14 protein-coding genes and 3 pseudogenes are annotated in these 16,226 nt (G+C 58.7%); 8 read left to right on the forward strand and 9 right to left on the reverse strand.

The genetic code is table 11. The annotated features are described in order from the left end of the window. Nucleotides 1-55: 55 nt before the first annotated feature. On the reverse strand, nucleotides 56-1,342 hold the full coding sequence (locus IVB42_RS01875) for a FecR family protein (RefSeq protein WP_247398500.1): 1,287 nt from the start codon (nucleotides 1,340-1,342) through the stop codon (nucleotides 56-58). Nucleotides 1,343-1,472: 130 nt separating this feature from the next. On the opposite strand from IVB42_RS01875, the gene IVB42_RS01880 reads away from it, so the two are divergent. From IVB42_RS01880 to IVB42_RS01895, 4 genes and pseudogenes are all read left to right on the forward strand, one after another. Beyond that, on the forward strand, nucleotides 1,473-3,269 hold the full coding sequence (locus IVB42_RS01880) for a POTRA domain-containing protein (RefSeq protein ID WP_247384034.1): 1,797 nt from the start codon (nucleotides 1,473-1,475) through the stop codon (nucleotides 3,267-3,269). A gap of 156 nt (nucleotides 3,270-3,425) precedes the next feature. Then, on the forward strand, nucleotides 3,426-4,256 hold the full coding sequence (locus tag IVB42_RS01885; RefSeq protein WP_018454885.1) for an alpha/beta fold hydrolase: 831 nt from the start codon (nucleotides 3,426-3,428) through the stop codon (nucleotides 4,254-4,256). A gap of 619 nt (nucleotides 4,257-4,875) precedes the next feature. Next, nucleotides 4,876-5,247: a GGDEF domain-containing protein gene (locus tag IVB42_RS01890; RefSeq protein ID WP_245288402.1), complete on the forward strand. Its 372-nt coding sequence runs from the start codon at nucleotides 4,876-4,878 to the stop codon at nucleotides 5,245-5,247. Continuing rightward, nucleotides 5,247-5,499 (forward strand): annotated as a pseudogene (locus IVB42_RS01895) (PilZ domain-containing protein). Before IVB42_RS01890 ends, IVB42_RS01895 begins: the two are co-directional and overlap by 1 nt. 72 nt (nucleotides 5,500-5,571) lie before the next feature. On the opposite strand, the gene IVB42_RS01900 reads toward IVB42_RS01895, so the two are convergent. Beyond that, nucleotides 5,572-5,967, reverse strand: a complete 396-nt coding sequence (locus IVB42_RS01900) for a glyoxalase superfamily protein (protein ID WP_345946479.1) — start codon at nucleotides 5,965-5,967, stop codon at nucleotides 5,572-5,574. Nucleotides 5,968-6,440: 473 nt separating this feature from the next. Here IVB42_RS01900 and IVB42_RS01905 point away from each other — a divergent pair, with 473 nt between their 5' ends. Further along, nucleotides 6,441-7,544, forward strand: a complete 1,104-nt coding sequence (locus IVB42_RS01905; RefSeq protein WP_018454889.1) for an acyltransferase — start codon at nucleotides 6,441-6,443, stop codon at nucleotides 7,542-7,544. Between the two features lie 54 nt (nucleotides 7,545-7,598). Here the strand turns inward: IVB42_RS01905 and IVB42_RS01910 are convergent, their stop codons facing one another. Further along, entirely contained in the window at nucleotides 7,599-7,739 is a 141-nt protein-coding gene (locus IVB42_RS01910) for a hypothetical protein (protein ID WP_157642927.1), read from the reverse strand. Between the two features lie 215 nt (nucleotides 7,740-7,954). On the opposite strand from IVB42_RS01910, the gene IVB42_RS01915 reads away from it, so the two are divergent. Continuing rightward, nucleotides 7,955-8,890, forward strand: coding sequence for a phosphatase PAP2 family protein (locus IVB42_RS01915; protein ID WP_247296969.1), 936 nt, complete (start codon nucleotides 7,955-7,957; stop codon nucleotides 8,888-8,890). A gap of 208 nt (nucleotides 8,891-9,098) precedes the next feature. Here the strand turns inward: IVB42_RS01915 and IVB42_RS01920 are convergent, their stop codons facing one another. Beyond that, nucleotides 9,099-9,407 (reverse strand): hypothetical protein, encoded by a 309-nt coding sequence (locus IVB42_RS01920; protein WP_018460205.1) that lies wholly within the window; start codon nucleotides 9,405-9,407, stop codon nucleotides 9,099-9,101. A gap of 294 nt (nucleotides 9,408-9,701) precedes the next feature. Between IVB42_RS01920 and IVB42_RS01925 the strand changes: the two genes are divergently transcribed. After that, nucleotides 9,702-10,769: an acyltransferase gene (locus tag IVB42_RS01925; protein WP_346659074.1), complete on the forward strand. Its 1,068-nt coding sequence runs from the start codon at nucleotides 9,702-9,704 to the stop codon at nucleotides 10,767-10,769. 854 nt (nucleotides 10,770-11,623) lie between these two features. Here IVB42_RS01925 and IVB42_RS01930 read toward each other — a convergent pair. From IVB42_RS01930 to IVB42_RS01950, 5 genes and pseudogenes are all read right to left on the reverse strand, one after another. Continuing rightward, nucleotides 11,624-11,953: pseudogene (locus IVB42_RS01930) on the reverse strand (hypothetical protein); the annotation flags it as partial. A 58-nt stretch (nucleotides 11,954-12,011) separates the two neighbouring features. Next, on the reverse strand, nucleotides 12,012-12,233 hold the full coding sequence (locus tag IVB42_RS01935; protein ID WP_018460208.1) for a hypothetical protein: 222 nt from the start codon (nucleotides 12,231-12,233) through the stop codon (nucleotides 12,012-12,014). A 1,127-nt stretch (nucleotides 12,234-13,360) separates the two neighbouring features. Then, complete coding sequence (locus tag IVB42_RS01940; protein ID WP_247384029.1) at nucleotides 13,361-13,864, reverse strand: hypothetical protein; 504 nt, start codon at nucleotides 13,862-13,864, stop codon at nucleotides 13,361-13,363. A gap of 106 nt (nucleotides 13,865-13,970) precedes the next feature. Further along, the gene (locus IVB42_RS01945; RefSeq protein WP_026233969.1) at nucleotides 13,971-14,198 is read right to left on the reverse strand and encodes a hypothetical protein; all 228 of its coding nucleotides are present in this window, start codon (nucleotides 14,196-14,198) and stop codon (nucleotides 13,971-13,973) included. A gap of 276 nt (nucleotides 14,199-14,474) precedes the next feature. Next, complete coding sequence (locus IVB42_RS01950; RefSeq protein WP_018460212.1) at nucleotides 14,475-14,963, reverse strand: hypothetical protein; 489 nt, start codon at nucleotides 14,961-14,963, stop codon at nucleotides 14,475-14,477. Between the two features lie 286 nt (nucleotides 14,964-15,249). Between IVB42_RS01950 and IVB42_RS01955 the strand changes: the two are divergent. Further along, nucleotides 15,250-15,558, forward strand: a pseudogene (locus tag IVB42_RS01955) (IS5 family transposase); the annotation flags it as partial. Between the last annotated feature and the right edge of the window lie 668 nt (nucleotides 15,559-16,226).

Below are 16,226 nucleotides of genomic sequence, written 5' to 3' on the forward strand. Positions count from 1 at the left end.
TCCTCCTGCGCACCCGCTTCCGCAGGTGCGCCCCCTCATCCCCTAAGACATCGCCTCAGTGCTTGTTGTGGCCAAGGGCATTGCCGTGACCATTGCTGCCGTTGCCGCCGCCATTGCCGTTGCCGTTGTTACCCCGGCCGTTACCGGTGGCGCCGTTGTTGCCGTTACCATTGCCGGAATTCCCACTGCCGGAATTGCCGTTACCGGATTTGCCCTTGTCCGGTTTGGTCTTGCCACCGGAGTCTCCGTTGCCGCCGCCAGAGCCGTCGCTGGATGCACCGGCCGTGGTGGCGGCTATTGTCGTGCTCGCAGCCGACGAACTGGTGCCAGCCGTCACGCCGCTGCTCGTGGTCACCGCAGTCTGGGCGGTGCCGTTGGATGCCGTTGTGCCCGCTTTCGAGTCGCCCCAGACCGTCTCGGTGCTGGCGTGCGCGTTGCGCCCCTGTTCGGGGGCACCGCCGCCGTGGGCGAGCCCGTGCGTGACCTTGTGGACGTTCAGCTTGACCTCCCCCAGCGAACTCGAGATGCGCACGACGCCGGGCTTTGCAGCATCAGCCTTCGCAGCACCGCCCTTGGGCGCGTGAGCTCCGGCCGCCTGTTGCGATGGCTTGAGCGCGGCGGCCGCCTTGGCGCCCTTGTCGATCGGACCGAGCGCGTGGATCGCATGGCCGTTCGCTGCGTTGCGCGGGGCCGACAGGCCTGATTTCGGCACCGGGACGCGCTCGATGCTCGAGGCGCGCGGCTTGCCGTGCTCGATCGGATTGAAGGTCCCGGAGCCGCTGAGAGAAAGGCCGGGCTTGCCATGCTCGAAGACGGTGGCGGCCTGCCCCGGCAGGAGCTGGGCGATCTGTCCCGTCTTGAAGTCGGAGACCTCGACCTGGCCGCGGAGCACGCCGACTTTGGTGCTGCCCGCATTCACGGTAACGCTGAACTGCGTTCCCTTGACGACAGCGGCGAGATAGGGCGTCTCGACCTCGAAATGCTTGACCTTGCGCTTCTCGACCTCGAGCAGGATCGAACCTGCCTGCTGGATGATGGTGGTGGAAAGGCCTTCCTTGCTCTCGGTCGGTAAACCCACCACCGAGTTGGGAGAGATCAGGATCGTTTCCTCGCCGCGGACGAGCAGCACGCGGCCATTTCGTCCGGTGCGAATGGTATCGCCGGGCTTGAGTGCCTCCTGTTGGTCCAGCGAAACCTGCTGCGCGCCGCTGGTGGCGACCCAGACCTCGCCGCTGGCCTTGCCGACCGACCAGACGCCCTCGTCCGCGGCGGATGCGACGGAGGCCGTTCCCAGGATCAGCGCAGCCGCCAAGGCGCACCGCATTCCAATTTTGCTCAGCATGACGATCCTCAGTCCCCGTTACAGCCGGCCTTGAGGGGTATCCGAAATCACTCAACATAGGATTAGCAGGAAGCGGCCACCGGAGCGGTCGCGTTAACCATTCGTTGACCATAAAAAACTATGAAAAATCATGTGGCTAACGAACCCTTACCGCTTCACGGGCGCATCTCCGTCAAACTACGGGGACAAGCGAGTCGCGCGCGTTGGGAAGCGGCATCTCGTTACCACAGCGGTGCTGTTGGCGCCGATCTTCGCGGGAGTTCCTCAGGCTTTCGCGCAGCAGGCGAACCAGCCAGGGTTCGATCCGCGCCAACCTCAGAAATATTTTGAAAACCAAACCGAGCGGGAATCGCTGAACCGTCCGCCGGTCAGGCTCCCGACAGTCGACCAGCCCAACACCGGCGGCGATACCAAGCCTCAGTTCGTGCTGCGCGGCATCGAGGTCAGCGGAGCCCGGGCCATTTCCCGCGATCGCATCGCCGCGGTCTACCAGCCCTATGTCGGCAAGAAGGTTTCGCAGGCGGATCTCGCCGCGATCGCCGGCGCGATCAGTGATCTCTACCGCGCCGATGGTTTTCACTTGAGCCGTGCGATCGTGCCGCCGCAGGACATTGCCGACGGCCTGCTCCGGATCCAGGTGATCGAAGGCGCCATCGTGCAGGCAGAGCTGAAAGGCGACGGCGCCGAGCAGTTCGGCGTTAGACCGATGCTTGGGCCGGTTCTGGCCGAGCAACCGTCGCGCCTAGCAACGCTGGAACGCCAGCTCTTTCTCATTGGCGGCAGACCTGGCGTCCGGATCACCGATACCGCACTGGAGGAGATCGGCGGTGCAACCGGCCGCTTCCGCCTCATCGTCTATTTGAAGACATGGCACGTCTTCTCCTCATTCGGTCTGGACAATCTCGGCTCATCATCAGTCGGTCCGTGGCAGACCTACGCGACCGGCGCGTTCAATTCCTATCTCACGCCCGGCGACACGCTGGGGGTCAACCTGTCGACCATCGCCAATGACCCCCGCCAGCTCGGCTTCGCACGGCTGTCCTACGATGCACCGGTCGGTGTCGACGGCGTGCGTCTCGGCGGGTCCGTGCTGTATAGCGCGGTTAGGCCGGGCGATGCCCGCCGCCTCGACAGCGACATCACCACGACCGAGGCGTTCGAGCTGCGTGCCGGCATCGTCCCATTGCAGTCGCAATCCTCCTCGCTGACCCTGACCACGGCGACGACCTTCAGCAACGTGTCCGAGCATGACCTTTACGGCCCCTGGTACAACGACCACATCAGGACCGCGAGCCTGACCGCCGACTACCGGCTCCAGGATCATTTCGGCGGCACCAATTTCGCGACGCTGACCTACCGCCAGGGGCTCGACATCTTCGGTGCCTCGCATTTCGACGACGACCTGTTGTCGCGCGACGGCGCGTCATCGAACTTCTCCGTGCTGAACCTCTGGTTCACGCGCTACCAGACGCTCAACGACGTCTGGTCGCTCAAGCTCTCGGCTGCGAGCCAGACGGCGTCACGGCCGCTGTTCACCTCGCAGCAATTCTATCTCGGCGGCGCCGCCTTCGGGCGCGGCTATGGCACAGCCGAGATCAGCGGTGACAACGGTCTTGCCGGCTCGCTCGAACTGCGCTTCGACCAGAAGCTCAATTTCCGCTACTGGACCGGCTATCAGCTCTACGCCTTCGGTGACGCCGGCGCAGTCTGGAACCACGGTTACCGCCTGAGCGAGGGCCTGTCGCTGACCTCCGCCGGAGCTGGCGTACGGTTCTTCCTGCCGGACGATTTCCAGGCCGATCTCGGCGTGGCCGTCCCCCTGAGCTACCGGGCGCCCGACAACGAGCGCCGCAGCCCGCGCTTCCTGTTTACTCTGTCAAGCGCGCTGCGGCTCTGCTCCGAACGCGGCAAGGGCGGTTGTCTGTAAACCCCTTGTCCTTCGCGCTGTAGCCCTCGAGGTGCGGCCCTTTTTGGGCCCAGGCTCATAGTCTTGCCTAAATTTAATCCCGTAACCTGCTCACGATCGCTCGATCCGGGAGTTCCCAACGACCATGTTCAGTCAAAAGTGATTTGAGACGGAACCATGAAAAAGGTGTTTGCAGTTCTGGCGTTTCTCTCCGTCCTCGGCGTCGGCCAGTATTTCGTCGTCAGCCGGTTCGCGATCCGCCATGAGGTGTTGACCCTGTTCGACGCCGCCCGCCAGCGGCCGATTGCGGTCGAAATCGCTGTACGGCGCGATTACGAGACCAAGGCCAATCTCGGGCTCTGGAAGCTCCCGCTCGCCATCATCAGCAACGGCAATACCGTCAAGGCCACCGAATATTCCTTCTTGGCCAACGTGCTCGCCGCACGCGGTTATCTCGTCGCCAGCATCCAGCAGGATTTGCCGAGCGATCCGCCGCTGATGACCAAGGCCGGTCAGCAATATGTCGGCCGGCGCGAGGTCTATATCCGCTGCGAGGCCAACATCCTCTTCACCTTGGGCGAGTTGAAGCGGCGGCAGGAGAACGCCGACTACGACCACATCACGCTCGTCGGCCATTCCAACGGTGGCGACGTTTCGATGTATGTCGCCCATCAGCACCCGGAGCTGGTGTCGAAAGTGATCACGCTCGACAATCTGCGGGTGCCTTTCGTGCTTAGCGACAACATGAAGATCCTGTCGTTCCGCTCGAAGGATCCGCATTTTGTAACCGATCCCGGCGTGCTGCCGACGCCGGAAGAGGCCAAGGCGCGCGGCATCGACATTATCCACACTGGCGCACAGCATACCGAGATGAGCGATCGCGGTCCCGATGCGGTCAAGGAGAAGATCCAGGCGACACTCGACCGCTTCCTGCGCGACAGCGCCAGCAGCGCGCTCGCCCCGGCCGATACGCGAAGCCCGATGATCATGAACCCCGGCGACTATTAGTCCGGCCCTTGCGGCAGATCAAGGCTGCCGCGAGCCGACCACGATAGAAAGGCCTCGCCATCTCGGAGAGGCACGTGTCGCACTCCATCGAAAGCCTCGATACAAAAAGACTCGATACGACAAGCTTTGGCCTGCCCGCGGCAAGGACGCCGAGATTCGCCCGGCATCTCTATCGTTCGGCTCGAAAGCTGCTGCGGTCGATCATCGCCCGCATCGACCTCTCGCAGTTTCCGGGTTCGTGTTGCGGATGAGGACGGCGTCGCGAGCCAACAACACACAGGGCTTCCCTATGCACCGGCATTTAAGACGAATTTGCCTGCTGGTTGCAATGCCCTCAAGCGAGGGCACGTCGTCCGCTCCTGCCTAGCGTAATTTTGAAACAAGAGTACTTCCTCCATGTCCCGTCCGCTTCTGGCGCTGTCATTGGCCAACCTCACATTGGCGCAGCTCGCGACCACAGATGGTCTGAGGAGGCTCGCGAACCGGCGCAGCTTCGATACCTTCCTGCGGGAGGCCTATGTCAAGCACGCCATTCAATCGGTGCTGCTGATCGACATGGACCAGTTCAAGGGCGCCCTGGGCCACCAGGCCAGGGAGTTGCCTCCAGCGCATTGCCGAGGTGATCGGAAGCGCCACCGCAAACACCGGAGGATTGTCGGCGCGGTATGGCGGCGAGGAATTCGCGGTGATCCTGCCCGGCGTGAACGAAGAAAGGGCGGTGAAGGTGGCCGACGCGATTCGGATGCTGGTCGCTCGTTTGCAGATCCACCATCCGCGCTCGCCACGAAAGTACGTGACTATAAGCCTGGGCGTTGCCGAAAAGGGCGACGCCACCACGGATGAGTTGGCGCTCACCCGTGACGCTGACATCGCCTTGTACCACGCAAAGGAACAGGGCCGGGACTGCTCGGTCGCAGACTCCTCGCTGGTATCCTCGCGCCTGGAAATGCCGTCGCTGGTGCCCTCAACGCCTGATCTGGAGGGCGCGTGATGAGATCGCCGGACAAGCGAGGAGCGCGGCGAGTTGAGTTCGAGCGGGCCATTCCGGCGAGCATGATGGCGATCGACGGAACGTGGCAGCGCGCTTGCACTTTGAAAGACGTATCTGACGTCGGAGCCAAGCTTTCATTGAGGGCTCCGTGGAGGGGCTGCTTTTGAAGGAGTTTTTCCTGGTGCTCGTCCACCGGGCATTGCCTATCGCCGATGCGAACTGGCGTGGGTACCGGCGAGAACGCCGATATGATGGATATCATCCAAGATTGGATCGTCGACCGACGAAGTCTTCTGAACTGCGATAACAATTTCGCGCTGCTGTCTAGAAGCTTGGTTCAATGCATGAAGGGTTTCGGGCGGCAGGCGAACACCGGATAAGTCGCACCGGGGAATGGCTCAAGGTCGCGCATAGAATCGCAAAGAAGCGTCTCACGGCCCTATTCATCGGCGCGTCCGACCGCACTAACAGCTTTTGACCACCGCTCTCGATTTCGGCAGACAGCGTATTCCAATCCGCAACGCCAAACATCTTAGAAACCAGCTCAAGGCTCTCGCTATGACTGATATTGACAGCTCTTGCGGAAAGAGAACTGCGCAGCGTATGCGCCATAGCCTTTGCATCGCGAAAATCGCGCGTGACTTCTTCCTTTGAGTAGAGCGAACCCGGTATGTCAGGTGGTGCGTTTCTGACCCGGATGCTCCGATCAAGGGAAGCCATGAAGGGCGGCCCGATACTTTTACCGTTCCCGTAAGGGTGCAACCAGCTGGTCGTATCAACCGGCGCGAAGTTTCGCCGAGATATAGCCGAGTGTCAATCAGGCGTTTCGCGCCAACACGGGCCGGCTGAATTTGCGCGCATGGCCCATAGCGGCCCAATCGCGGAATGGTGCGCAAGGGCAGCTTTTAGCCCTTCGCTACCGTTGACGTGGAGCCGCGGCATGTCGGTTTAGAGGGCAGACCGGAAGTTTACAATGGAGCGCCGGACCGGCGCTTTTGACTGATTGCGGACATTTTTAGGAGCCGAGTAACGGGTTAGACCTACAGTTGACCGATTTCGAGAACCGAAGCAGCTTTCGTGAGAACCTGGCCTTAAACGTTAGTTACTTTGCTCATCTATCTCTAAGACGCAAAGCCACTTGGGTTTCCGCACGTTTCGATAGTTGAGGGTCACAATTGAGGTCATCATCCGGCTTGCACTTCATCGGGCTTGACCACGTTCGGGCAGTGGCGGTGCTCATGGTGTTCGCTTGGCACTTCACGCATGCCACTGGTGGTTATCCTGGGACGTTCGAGGGCGCCCCAGCTGTGTTTCCGCTGGCCCTATTTGATGAAGGTCACACGGGAGTGGCGCTGTTCATGGTGCTTAGCGGATATCTTTTCGCGAAATTGCTTGACGGAAAATCGATAAACTACCTTGCATTTTTCTGGAACCGTTTCATCCGGCTCGCACCCCTCCTAGTCCTCGTCCTCATCCTAGTTGGGATCAGCAGGTATGCGGTGGGCGAGAGCCTAGGTGTATACGTCGCCAATATGGTCAGCGGATTCGTCGTCCCCGCTTGGCCGAATGGCGGATGGTCCATCACGGTCGAAATGCATTTCTACATCGCGTTACCCCTCCTGATCTACATGAGCAGGCGCCACAAGTGGGCGCCAGTCGTCTTCGTGGCGGCAGCGATGGCCCTGCGCTCCATCATCTTCCTGATGCTCGGGGAAATCGAATACTTCGCGTACTACACGATCATTGGCCGCATAGACCAGTTCGCTTTGGGCATCACCGCGTTCAGCTATCGTCACATTTTCACCGGAAGGCATTTTTCCGCCGTCGGGATACTCACAGCGTTCACTATTGGGTTCTGGAATTTCGACCTTGCCGGAGGCTTCTACGGAACAGAGCGCAATCCGCTGTGGATAATCCTCCCTACCGCCGAAGCCGTCACCTACTCATCGCTTATTGCCTACTATGACACGAGCTTCAAGCTGGGAAGCGCTGGCATTTCATGGGCGTTCTCGAAGATCGGCGAATATAGCTATTCGATCTACCTGCTGCATACGTTCTTCGTGTTCCAACTAGCGGAATTCGTTCAACGCCACTTCATGGACATCTCTAACTTCTACGTTGCGCTCGCGTGGTCATTCGCCTGTTTCACCCTGATGATTCCGATCGGGGTCATCAGTTTCACTTACGTGGAAGCGCCTTTTCTTCGGCTTCGTCGGGTCTATACAAAGCCAAATACACAAGTCTCGCTCAGTATAGCGGCAGCGGCGCTACGTAGCGATCAGACGTCGTCGTGCTGATGTATGCTCCGGAACGCGTTCCCTCGAGCAGTCTGATCGGCGCCAGCTTTCCCTTCAGCCCTTGTCCTGTTGCGCAGCCATGACCGTGGTCACCGGGCGAGCGGCATGCTTGTCCGGCGACTCCTCAGTCGACATACCGCTGATGCCGCACATGGCCCACAGCCGACCTGCCGCCAGCAGCCGTTCCAGGGCCACGGTGACTCGTACCTACGTGAGCCCCGCCGGGCCTACGGCCAGCCGATGATTCAATGCGAACAGGCGTAGTAAAATTTGATGAGCAGCGCGGAACCTACCGAGGCGCACACCCTGAACATGTACAAGCCGAATTAAGAAAGCATTAGATGAGCCTCAGGTATCGACAATCTAAGAGGGGTCAGGGATCCCAAACGATGCGATGGATGGACTGAGTGATGCGAAAGGGAGGCTTTGTCTTTGCCGTTTTGAATGCTTATCGAGGCAGCGAAATTCTGCGCTTATGGATCGCAATTGCAATTGTTGCAGCCGTCGACCTCATATGGCTTCGCGCCGCTGGGATGACGATGGCCATCGATCCGACGCAAGCAATTGCGTTCTGCGCTGCCGCTCTTCTCTCGTTTGTTTACACGAGGTTGAGGCCGGATCGGCGTATCGCTGAGCTTGCCACGGCTTTGGCTCAGATCATTGCCTTTACGGTCGTGGGCGCGATCCTGAGTTATCTAACCATCACGGCAAAGTTTCCGTTGGTCGATTCCCAGCTGGCCGGTGTCGACACCCTGCTGAAACTGAATTGGCTGGCTTTCTTTGAGTGGGTTGAGGTCAGACCAATTATCAAAGCGGTCCTCGCAGTCGCGTATCACAGCTGTATGCCGCAGGTCGCCATCTTGTTGGTGTGGTTGAGTGCGTGCGGGCGATTTGAAAGGATGCGAGAGTTTGTTTGGCTGTTCGTAACATCCCTCCTCGTGATTCTTCCGATCTCGTGGATACTGCCGGCAGCGAGCGCATGGGTATACTTCGGCGTCGTCGAACGCGTCGACGCGTACCATTTGATCGATTTTAATGCACTCCGAAGCGGCGAGATGACACGCATTTCGTTGACGCACGTGAATGGCCTGATCACATTTCCTTCGTTCCACGCTGCGCTGGCCATAATACTTATATACGCCAGTCGAGGCGTGAAGATGCTTTTCCCGCTATACTTTGTCTTGAACATGGTGATGCTTGCTGCAACACCTACTGTCGGCGGTCATTATTTCATTGATGTCATCGCTGGCGCGGGTGTCGTTCTCTGCCTCGCTTGCCTTCGACAGCTTCGCTGGGGCGTTTTGTTTGCGCGATGGAACACCTCGCCATCTCACGCGGCCGGATAGTAATCCACGCCCTGCAAGCGACAGAGCGATTTGTCTTGGCAGAGGTCAAGCAGATTGAAGTCCACTTGTGGCCCATCAGCGAAGTCGTGGCGCGCCATATTGAGGTCTGCTCAGCGAGGCATGGCGGACTAGATTTGCTCACGTCCAGTTCTTCGCCTTTTGACCGATTCTGTTGAAAAAGTCTTTTGTAGCTCGGGTGTCAATTTTTTTAGGGCCGTCCCCGTGAGCGGATTTTGATGTTGCCGTCAACGCAGAAGAGCTGCGGCACGCGGCCGGCGGCATCAAGCGTGATCGGCTTCGGCCAGGCTAGGGTGAGAGCCGTGTCTTGGTAGCAGTTCTGAGGGGCGGATGTGGTGCCAGCTTGAATAAGGAAGAGCTTTCCACCTCCAAGCGGCTTTGCGAACTCGTCAAGCTGCTGCATCATTGAGATGCCGGAGATCGTTCCCGCGGCAAATGCAGAAGATTCGGCCATGAGCCGGCCGCAAACTATGAGGCCAAACCGCAGGAGCGCGCGCATCAAGTGTCGGAGGAAGGATCAACCTTTCGTTCGAGATCCGCGACGGACAAACTGCGGACTTTGAAGAGTTTCAGAGATTTGCAAAGATTTCGAACAAGGACGTGCACTCATAAGATCTGTCACCCTCGCCGGAGTACGCCCTTACGAATAAAAAGAGCAGCCAAGGGAGGTAACCCAACGACCATTCCCGCAAGGTTGTCGCTCTGGTCCGAACTTTGCTCCTCCATCTCCTCGGGCAGTCCTCTCGTCACAGCCTTGACGAAGCCTTAACGTTGCCCGACTAAAATCCGTTGAGTGGGCAGCCTCAGATTATTCCTAGCACTCGCCGTTGCATTGAGCCATTTCAAGATCCCCCTTGAAATGCCCACCAGCGATGTTGCAGTCCAATGCTTTTTCGTCGTTTCTGGATTCTATATGGCGCTGGTCCTCAATGAGAAGTACCCGCCTGGCTCATATTGGCTGTTCATTTCAAATCGCGTGCTCAGGCTTTGGCCGACTTACCTTATGGTGTTGGTCGCATCTTTTGGAGTCGCCAGGAATTGGTGGCCGATTGCGTCCCTAGATTTCATTAGTATCGCCTATTTCCTTGTCTCACAGATTTTCGTCGTCGGACAGGAAAGCTACTTCTTCCTGTTCGCGGATCATGACGCTCTGCGTTTTTCTCTCCATGCGGCCGATACACCCACCATCCTCTTTAAATTTTCACCGGTTCCCCAGGCTTGGACGCTCGCGCTAGAAATTTATTTCTACTTAGTCGCGCCATTTATCGTGCGACGGGGCCCCTTGGTTGTCGGGGCAGCAATTGTCGCGAGCATTCTTTTGAGATTGACACTGCTTTGGGGTTTCGATTTCGGCAGAGATCCATGGACTTGTCGGTTTTTTCCGTCCGAGTTGGCTCTGTTCCTGGCTGGCTCGCTTGGCTACTACGCGTCTGCGTCGCGAGGCGAAGCGGAACGCAAGCGCGCCAATGCCGGACGGCTCCTGCTGATTATCCCTTTGCTCGCCGGCCTGGCCTGCAGCGAGTGGAATGGCACTTCACGACTGATGTCGTTGACAATTTTGGGGGCCGTCATCATTGGCATACCCCGTCTGTTCGAACTTACCAGAAACATCGCGTGGGACCGATATCTCGGCGAGCTGTCCTACCCGCTTTACATCTGCCACTTCCTGGTTGGGTGGATCACATTGCCGGAAACCGTTGCGAGCGCGTACGGATCGCTGGCCTTATCGCTCGTTGTTTCGATGGCGTTTTACCGATGGGTGGAATGCCCGATTGACCATTGGCGACAGAGCCGGTTTGAACGAACGCGGCAGGCGACAAATAGGGCACTCCTGTTGAAGGCGGTCTCGTCGAGCACTTAGATCGTTTGGACCAAGCCAGGCACTGCCCGATGTCCGCTAGACTGTATGTCCCCTCCATAAAATGAGGCGACTCACCCTCGATGTTGCGACGAGGGTTTACGATCCGCTACAGAGGAGCTGGGGCGCACAAGGGAGCAAACTATTCGGCTCACGTTCTCGGACATCGAGGAAATTCTCGGGAGGCCGTTACCGCCGTCAGCTTACAAGTTCAGTGCCTGGTGAGAAAATGAGAGTTCGCGCAAAGCGGGGCACACGCAGGCCATGGCGTGGCTGCAGGCAGGCTTCGCGGCCAGAGTTTCTCTGAAACAGCGGGCGGTGAAATTCCATCGAGCCTGAAGGCTTTCACGTCGCGCCACCTTTGTGTCGAGCTTTCCCGCGCGTCCGGGCAGCGTCACTCGAGGGAGCAATCCGAAGGCGGCGGACTGTTCTAGCCCTCCCGCAGCCCTTCGGCTCTTCGGCCCTTTTCATCAGGGCTGCGTTCAAGCAAACGAGGTGCAGAACTGCATTCTTTGAGACAAGATAGCTCCCGTTCGAACGCCTCAGTCTTCGGCTATCGATCAGGCCTGATGGCGGCATACTCGACACACGACGAAGATCTTTCCCGTATTGCCGATTTCAAGAGCCAATCGGTCAGGGCTACACTCCGAATCAATAAGGCAATGGATGCCATCGGTGGTACGCGAGATGATCCAACACTCGTCAACCACCAATGTTGTGGTTGCAATCAGCGAGACCGCGGCGGCGTCGCCGCATGAGAAGCACCGTGGCTCGAATTCTAGCCCCGGGGACAGGCGTACCCCCGAGCTCCTAGCCTCTGCGGGGCAACGCCTGGGGAGGCGCAACCCTAGCGGTCCCGGGAAGCTGTTGGCGATGCCCAACGCGCGGTTCTCGTCGGTTTCGAGAGCTATTTTCTGGGCAAGCATGACGTCGCCCTGAGCCAAGCCACCTAACGGGACGAAGCAGCGCCCCGTTCCGAGCCGCCCGTATTCGTCTATCTCGTTGACGTTGGCGGACGTGCCGCGTCGGATTCGGTACCGCTTCCCAGTGTCGCATCCCACGACGTCGAAATATCCCTTCCTGTCAAAGTCCGCCCTCTGCTGAGGTGAAAGCCAAGAACGAAGGAGGCGTAGCGCACGAGCGTGAATCGTTTTCTCGTCCTTGGATGCTTCATAGAGCTTGCCAATACAGAGGCTACGAAGGGGCCACCGGCTGACTCGAGCTAAGTTCCTCTTCACCTGGCCATCACCCACCGACGAGCCGCGGAAAAAACAATGTCTCTTCGGCGGTCGGATCAAACGTGGTGATCCTGGTTACCTCCTCCGGGCTACTCCGCACCGCTGCAGTGTATCCTTTCCCGGTGAATTCCAGAAAACGTCTCTCCGCCTCCGCCAGAGCATCACCGCTGGAGTTGTCGAAGAAGTAGCGGCTGTCGCCGCTGTGATCCATGACGATCTGCGTTGCCATGCTGAGGCTCCCGATTGCACTTCGGAAGGAATGTGAAAGTGCAGACCTCGTTCCTATTTTCGTAAGCGCCGAGATATTTTTAGTTGTGCGCCTCACTAGCCCGACTGTGTATTCCGCCTGGCACGACGGACAAGCGCTCGCTTCGTCAATGTCGCACGCGTGGACTGAGAACGATTGAGGAGCTGACAATGCCCGAGCGCGAGCGGGACGAGATCCACCAGCCCGGTGCGGCCTTTGCGGGCCGGTACGATTTCGGAGAGACGCCGGCGGCAATCAAGACGGCCGAGGGATTGGCCGGATGTGGCCCAGTGCCATGATACTTGCGCAGGGCGCGCCTGCGATGGAGAGATCCATCGCCAGGTCCGGGACGGCTCAACCACAGTCCGGAGGGGCGGGCGCCGTCCGTCGGGCGCAACTTCAAGAGCCGGCGGCGCCTGGGAGGGAGCAGGTCGGAGAAACCTGCCAGCGTCAAGGTCGCGGCACGTGGACGTTGCCGCATTCTGACCCGCATCTGCATTTCACTATGTGAATCAGGGTCGACGGTTGCGGCTCGCAAAAAGCGACCTCAGGCCGAGACCTGCGGCCGAGGTTACCTTCCCTCCACTGTTCCTGCGGTCAGAGGCTGCCTTAGGCAGGGCTGCCCGCGTAAACGGTCTCACCATTGTGAGCAGGACGGAGAACCGGCCTAGCGCATTCTGCTGAATCCGCAACGGCTTGCCGACGACCTAAAGCGGCCACCGCCCTAAACCCAAGCGCCCGACCCGGGCCGTCTTTCCACGAATCGTAGTATCGCAGTAAGCGCAATGCGTCCCTCGCCGTCTATGTGCCCGCCGATCGCCCATCGCGACGTCTATCTCAGCCGCTCTACGACAGGGCGCCCTTCCAAATAAGCGGGCTTACGCGGGCGGGGTTTTGCTGCTTCCGCGAGCCCGATGACGTGGCGCTATTCGACTTTCGGACTAAAGCCGTTTTGTGCGGGCTTGCTCCAGCCGCCCCGGTGACGCAGGAGGCCGATTTGCCGCCGTCGGATGCCATCTTCAGAGACTATTTATTGGGTCGGTCCAATCGAGCCGAGTGCGCCTCCGGCGTGAATGGCGCTCGTCGGCTCCTATCGTTGGACACCGTCATCAGTTCAGCTTGAAAAACGTCTGCCCTAGCCGCTCCTTGAGTGTTTCCAGTAACGACATTCTCGTATCAGGCGCCGCAGCTTGCGCTCCCGTTGCGGGTGCGGGAATAATATTCAACGGTTTCGCTGCTCGACGGTGAGAGACTTTTTTCGCGGATTCGCCTTTTGCCGTATGCTTCGGCTTCAAGACCTCGCCGCCTGATTTCGGAGTGACCGGCTTCCGGGCGACGTCAAGTTCGGTGAATGCGCTCTGCAGAGGCCGAGCAGATTGCACCGACGTCATTGATGTAGAAGGACTGATGTTCGACGGAGCCACAATGGTCGGCAAGCTGGTATCGATTATGACCCGTTCAGGCGCCCTCTCGGCTGAGCTGATCTTGATGGACGGTCGCTCTACGTCGCTGTTACCGGGGCCCATCGCCTGCTGCGGCAAGCACCAGCCGATAGCGATCAGCAACAGGACGAGAGCGCTGCCGACGAATCCGAAATACTTCATCAAAGGCACAGGCCGCCTCCGTTTGGCGACGACCTTGAGACCTCGATTGATAGCAAAAAGCTAAAGGTAGATTAAAACAGAAGACATGGTTATCACGCATGCTGCGGCGCAGCGGCTATTTCGCCGGCGTTCGTGACTTCGATGCTGCATCGTAGATCTCGATCTTCAGCTTCGGATACTTGGCCGACAATTCAAGGGCCGCGTTAGTCGCGGCGTCCTGATCAAGAAATTCGGTCTTGAAACGACCATCGACGAGCATCGCATAACCGATAGCCGGCGCGAGGTCAGCACGCCGAACTTGGCTTGGTTGCGGACGTTCCAGGTGAAGGGTTGTTTTGTTCATTCCTTGCTTATCCGGTTGGAGAACGCCCTTGCTGCTGAGGCTCTCGCAAATCGCCGAATTGGATGCTCGCGGTCTCCCAACCGGCGTAAGCACAGAACAGGAGAACAAAAATTCGAAATGCAATCGACATGCCGCCCGCCTTTTCTTGTTGGTGACGACGGTACAAATAACGTCTTACGGGCAGCTTAGGAGAAAGGGTTTGCGCAAGGTATACGCCTGAGCGAGAAGCGAGGCTGGTTTGCCGAAGCCGCAGTCACATTTCTGTCGTTGTCGGTCCTATTCAGCATTCATAAATGAATTCGCTATCGTGACCAGGTGTACTGCGGCGGTGCCCAGCTGCTCCATTTCCTTGTCAGCAGTGTAGGCTGAAGCCGCTCGTCGATAGGCGATTGCAACCGTTGCGTATGCATCCGTGATCAGTACAGCTGAATGATCGTGCGCATCTTTTGCTTTCCGATTACGTACTTGGACGACTTTTGTCGCGGCCTGAGCGGTTAATTCAGCAAGCTTCTCGTTACTTAAGCTCGGATCATCAATACCAGGCTGACATGCAGAAGCCGCGCCGGCGATTGCCTGATAGTATTGGCGCTTTTGCCACTCATTGGCCGTCAGGTAACTCTGCAGCAGGCGGCGAGCCCTGCGTTCAAGCTGCTTTCGATCGCTTTTGATCTTTCGACGATCTGAGCTAAGCCAGCGGAGCATCGTCTGCCTATTCACTTCGGCGCCTAACGCAAAGATCAAGGGGCTATAAAGTTCCACCAGCACACTTGAGCCCGTTCGCCCAGCGCCGCCCGGACATAATCTTACATCCTGCCGGTCTAGCGAACAGGACGAATTCTACGATGGATCAAGAGAGGAAAGAGGTCGAAAGTAATTTGCCTCCATATTGCTTTGTCCGCCCTGCGAAGGGTGCGTGCCGTCAGGGTATAAAGCTCGGTTTGCGGCAGCGGAACAGGGCCCCCGGTTGGATCGGCAGCGTAATGTAGGGTCTGTACCTAATTAGCGAGTTCTGATTCCCTCGTGCCAAGTTGATTCGGCACGGGGGACTTCGATGCGCAAAGGACTGTTCTGGCTCAACGACAAGCAGTGGGCTGAGATAGAGCCGCATCTGCCAACGAACCAGACCGGCCCGGCGCGCGAAGACGATCGACGCATTATCAGCGGTATCATTCACATGCTCCAGTGCGGCGCACGCTGGCGCGATTGCCCGTCCGACTATGGCCCTTACACGACGATCTACAATCGGTTCAATCGCTGGGCTAAGCGCGGACATTGGCAGGCGATCTTTGAAGCGCTCGCCCGCTGCGGCAAGGACCGAGTGGCTTTGTCGATCGACTCCACCTCGATCAAAGCGCATCGCCGCGCGGTTTTGTTCGGGAGCATCGGCTTGATAGCAGTCCATTCATAGTCGGCGAGTTCGTAGCGCATGATTCGAGACCCTAGTTTGGGAGTTTGAATCACGGGAGTCTGGCCGAACGCAACACTCCTGGCCCGGTCCTTGTTCGGCGCTTGCGGGCAGAAGCGGACATCAACCAACCGGCAATCCCCGCCGAAACCAATCGTGCTCGGCCGACGAACGCCGCTCACCGTCGCTGTGACGTAGGGTCTGCAATCGCGCCGGCCAGATTGCCCGACCAAATGAAGGACGTGTCCAGAACTCTTTGCTCCCGGACGGTCGTTCTTCGAACTGTTGAAGTATCCTTCCATCATTCGGCACCTGGGCCCTCACGTACATGTGTCCGGCGGGTCCGCCTTCCACGGAAAATCACCATTGAAGCACGATCGTAATTTGATATTATAACCGTAATGGCATTGAGCTGAGCGGTCTGTTTAGCGGAAGCGGGAATGCCACCAAACACCTTCTTTGCGAGGATTTCATGGAAGACATGATCGCCACTGCACGCCAGTTTGCATCGCGAGACATCACAAATCTCACCTCGCTTGGGCTCGCAGCCGCTGCAGCAGCGGTTGGCAACGGCGACATCACGTCGGAAGTCTACACTACTGCGCTTCTGCAGCGCGCCCGAA

The sequence above is a fragment of the Bradyrhizobium sp. 45 genome (assembly GCF_023073155.1).
Taxonomy (GTDB): domain Bacteria; phylum Pseudomonadota; class Alphaproteobacteria; order Rhizobiales; family Xanthobacteraceae; genus Bradyrhizobium; species Bradyrhizobium canariense_D.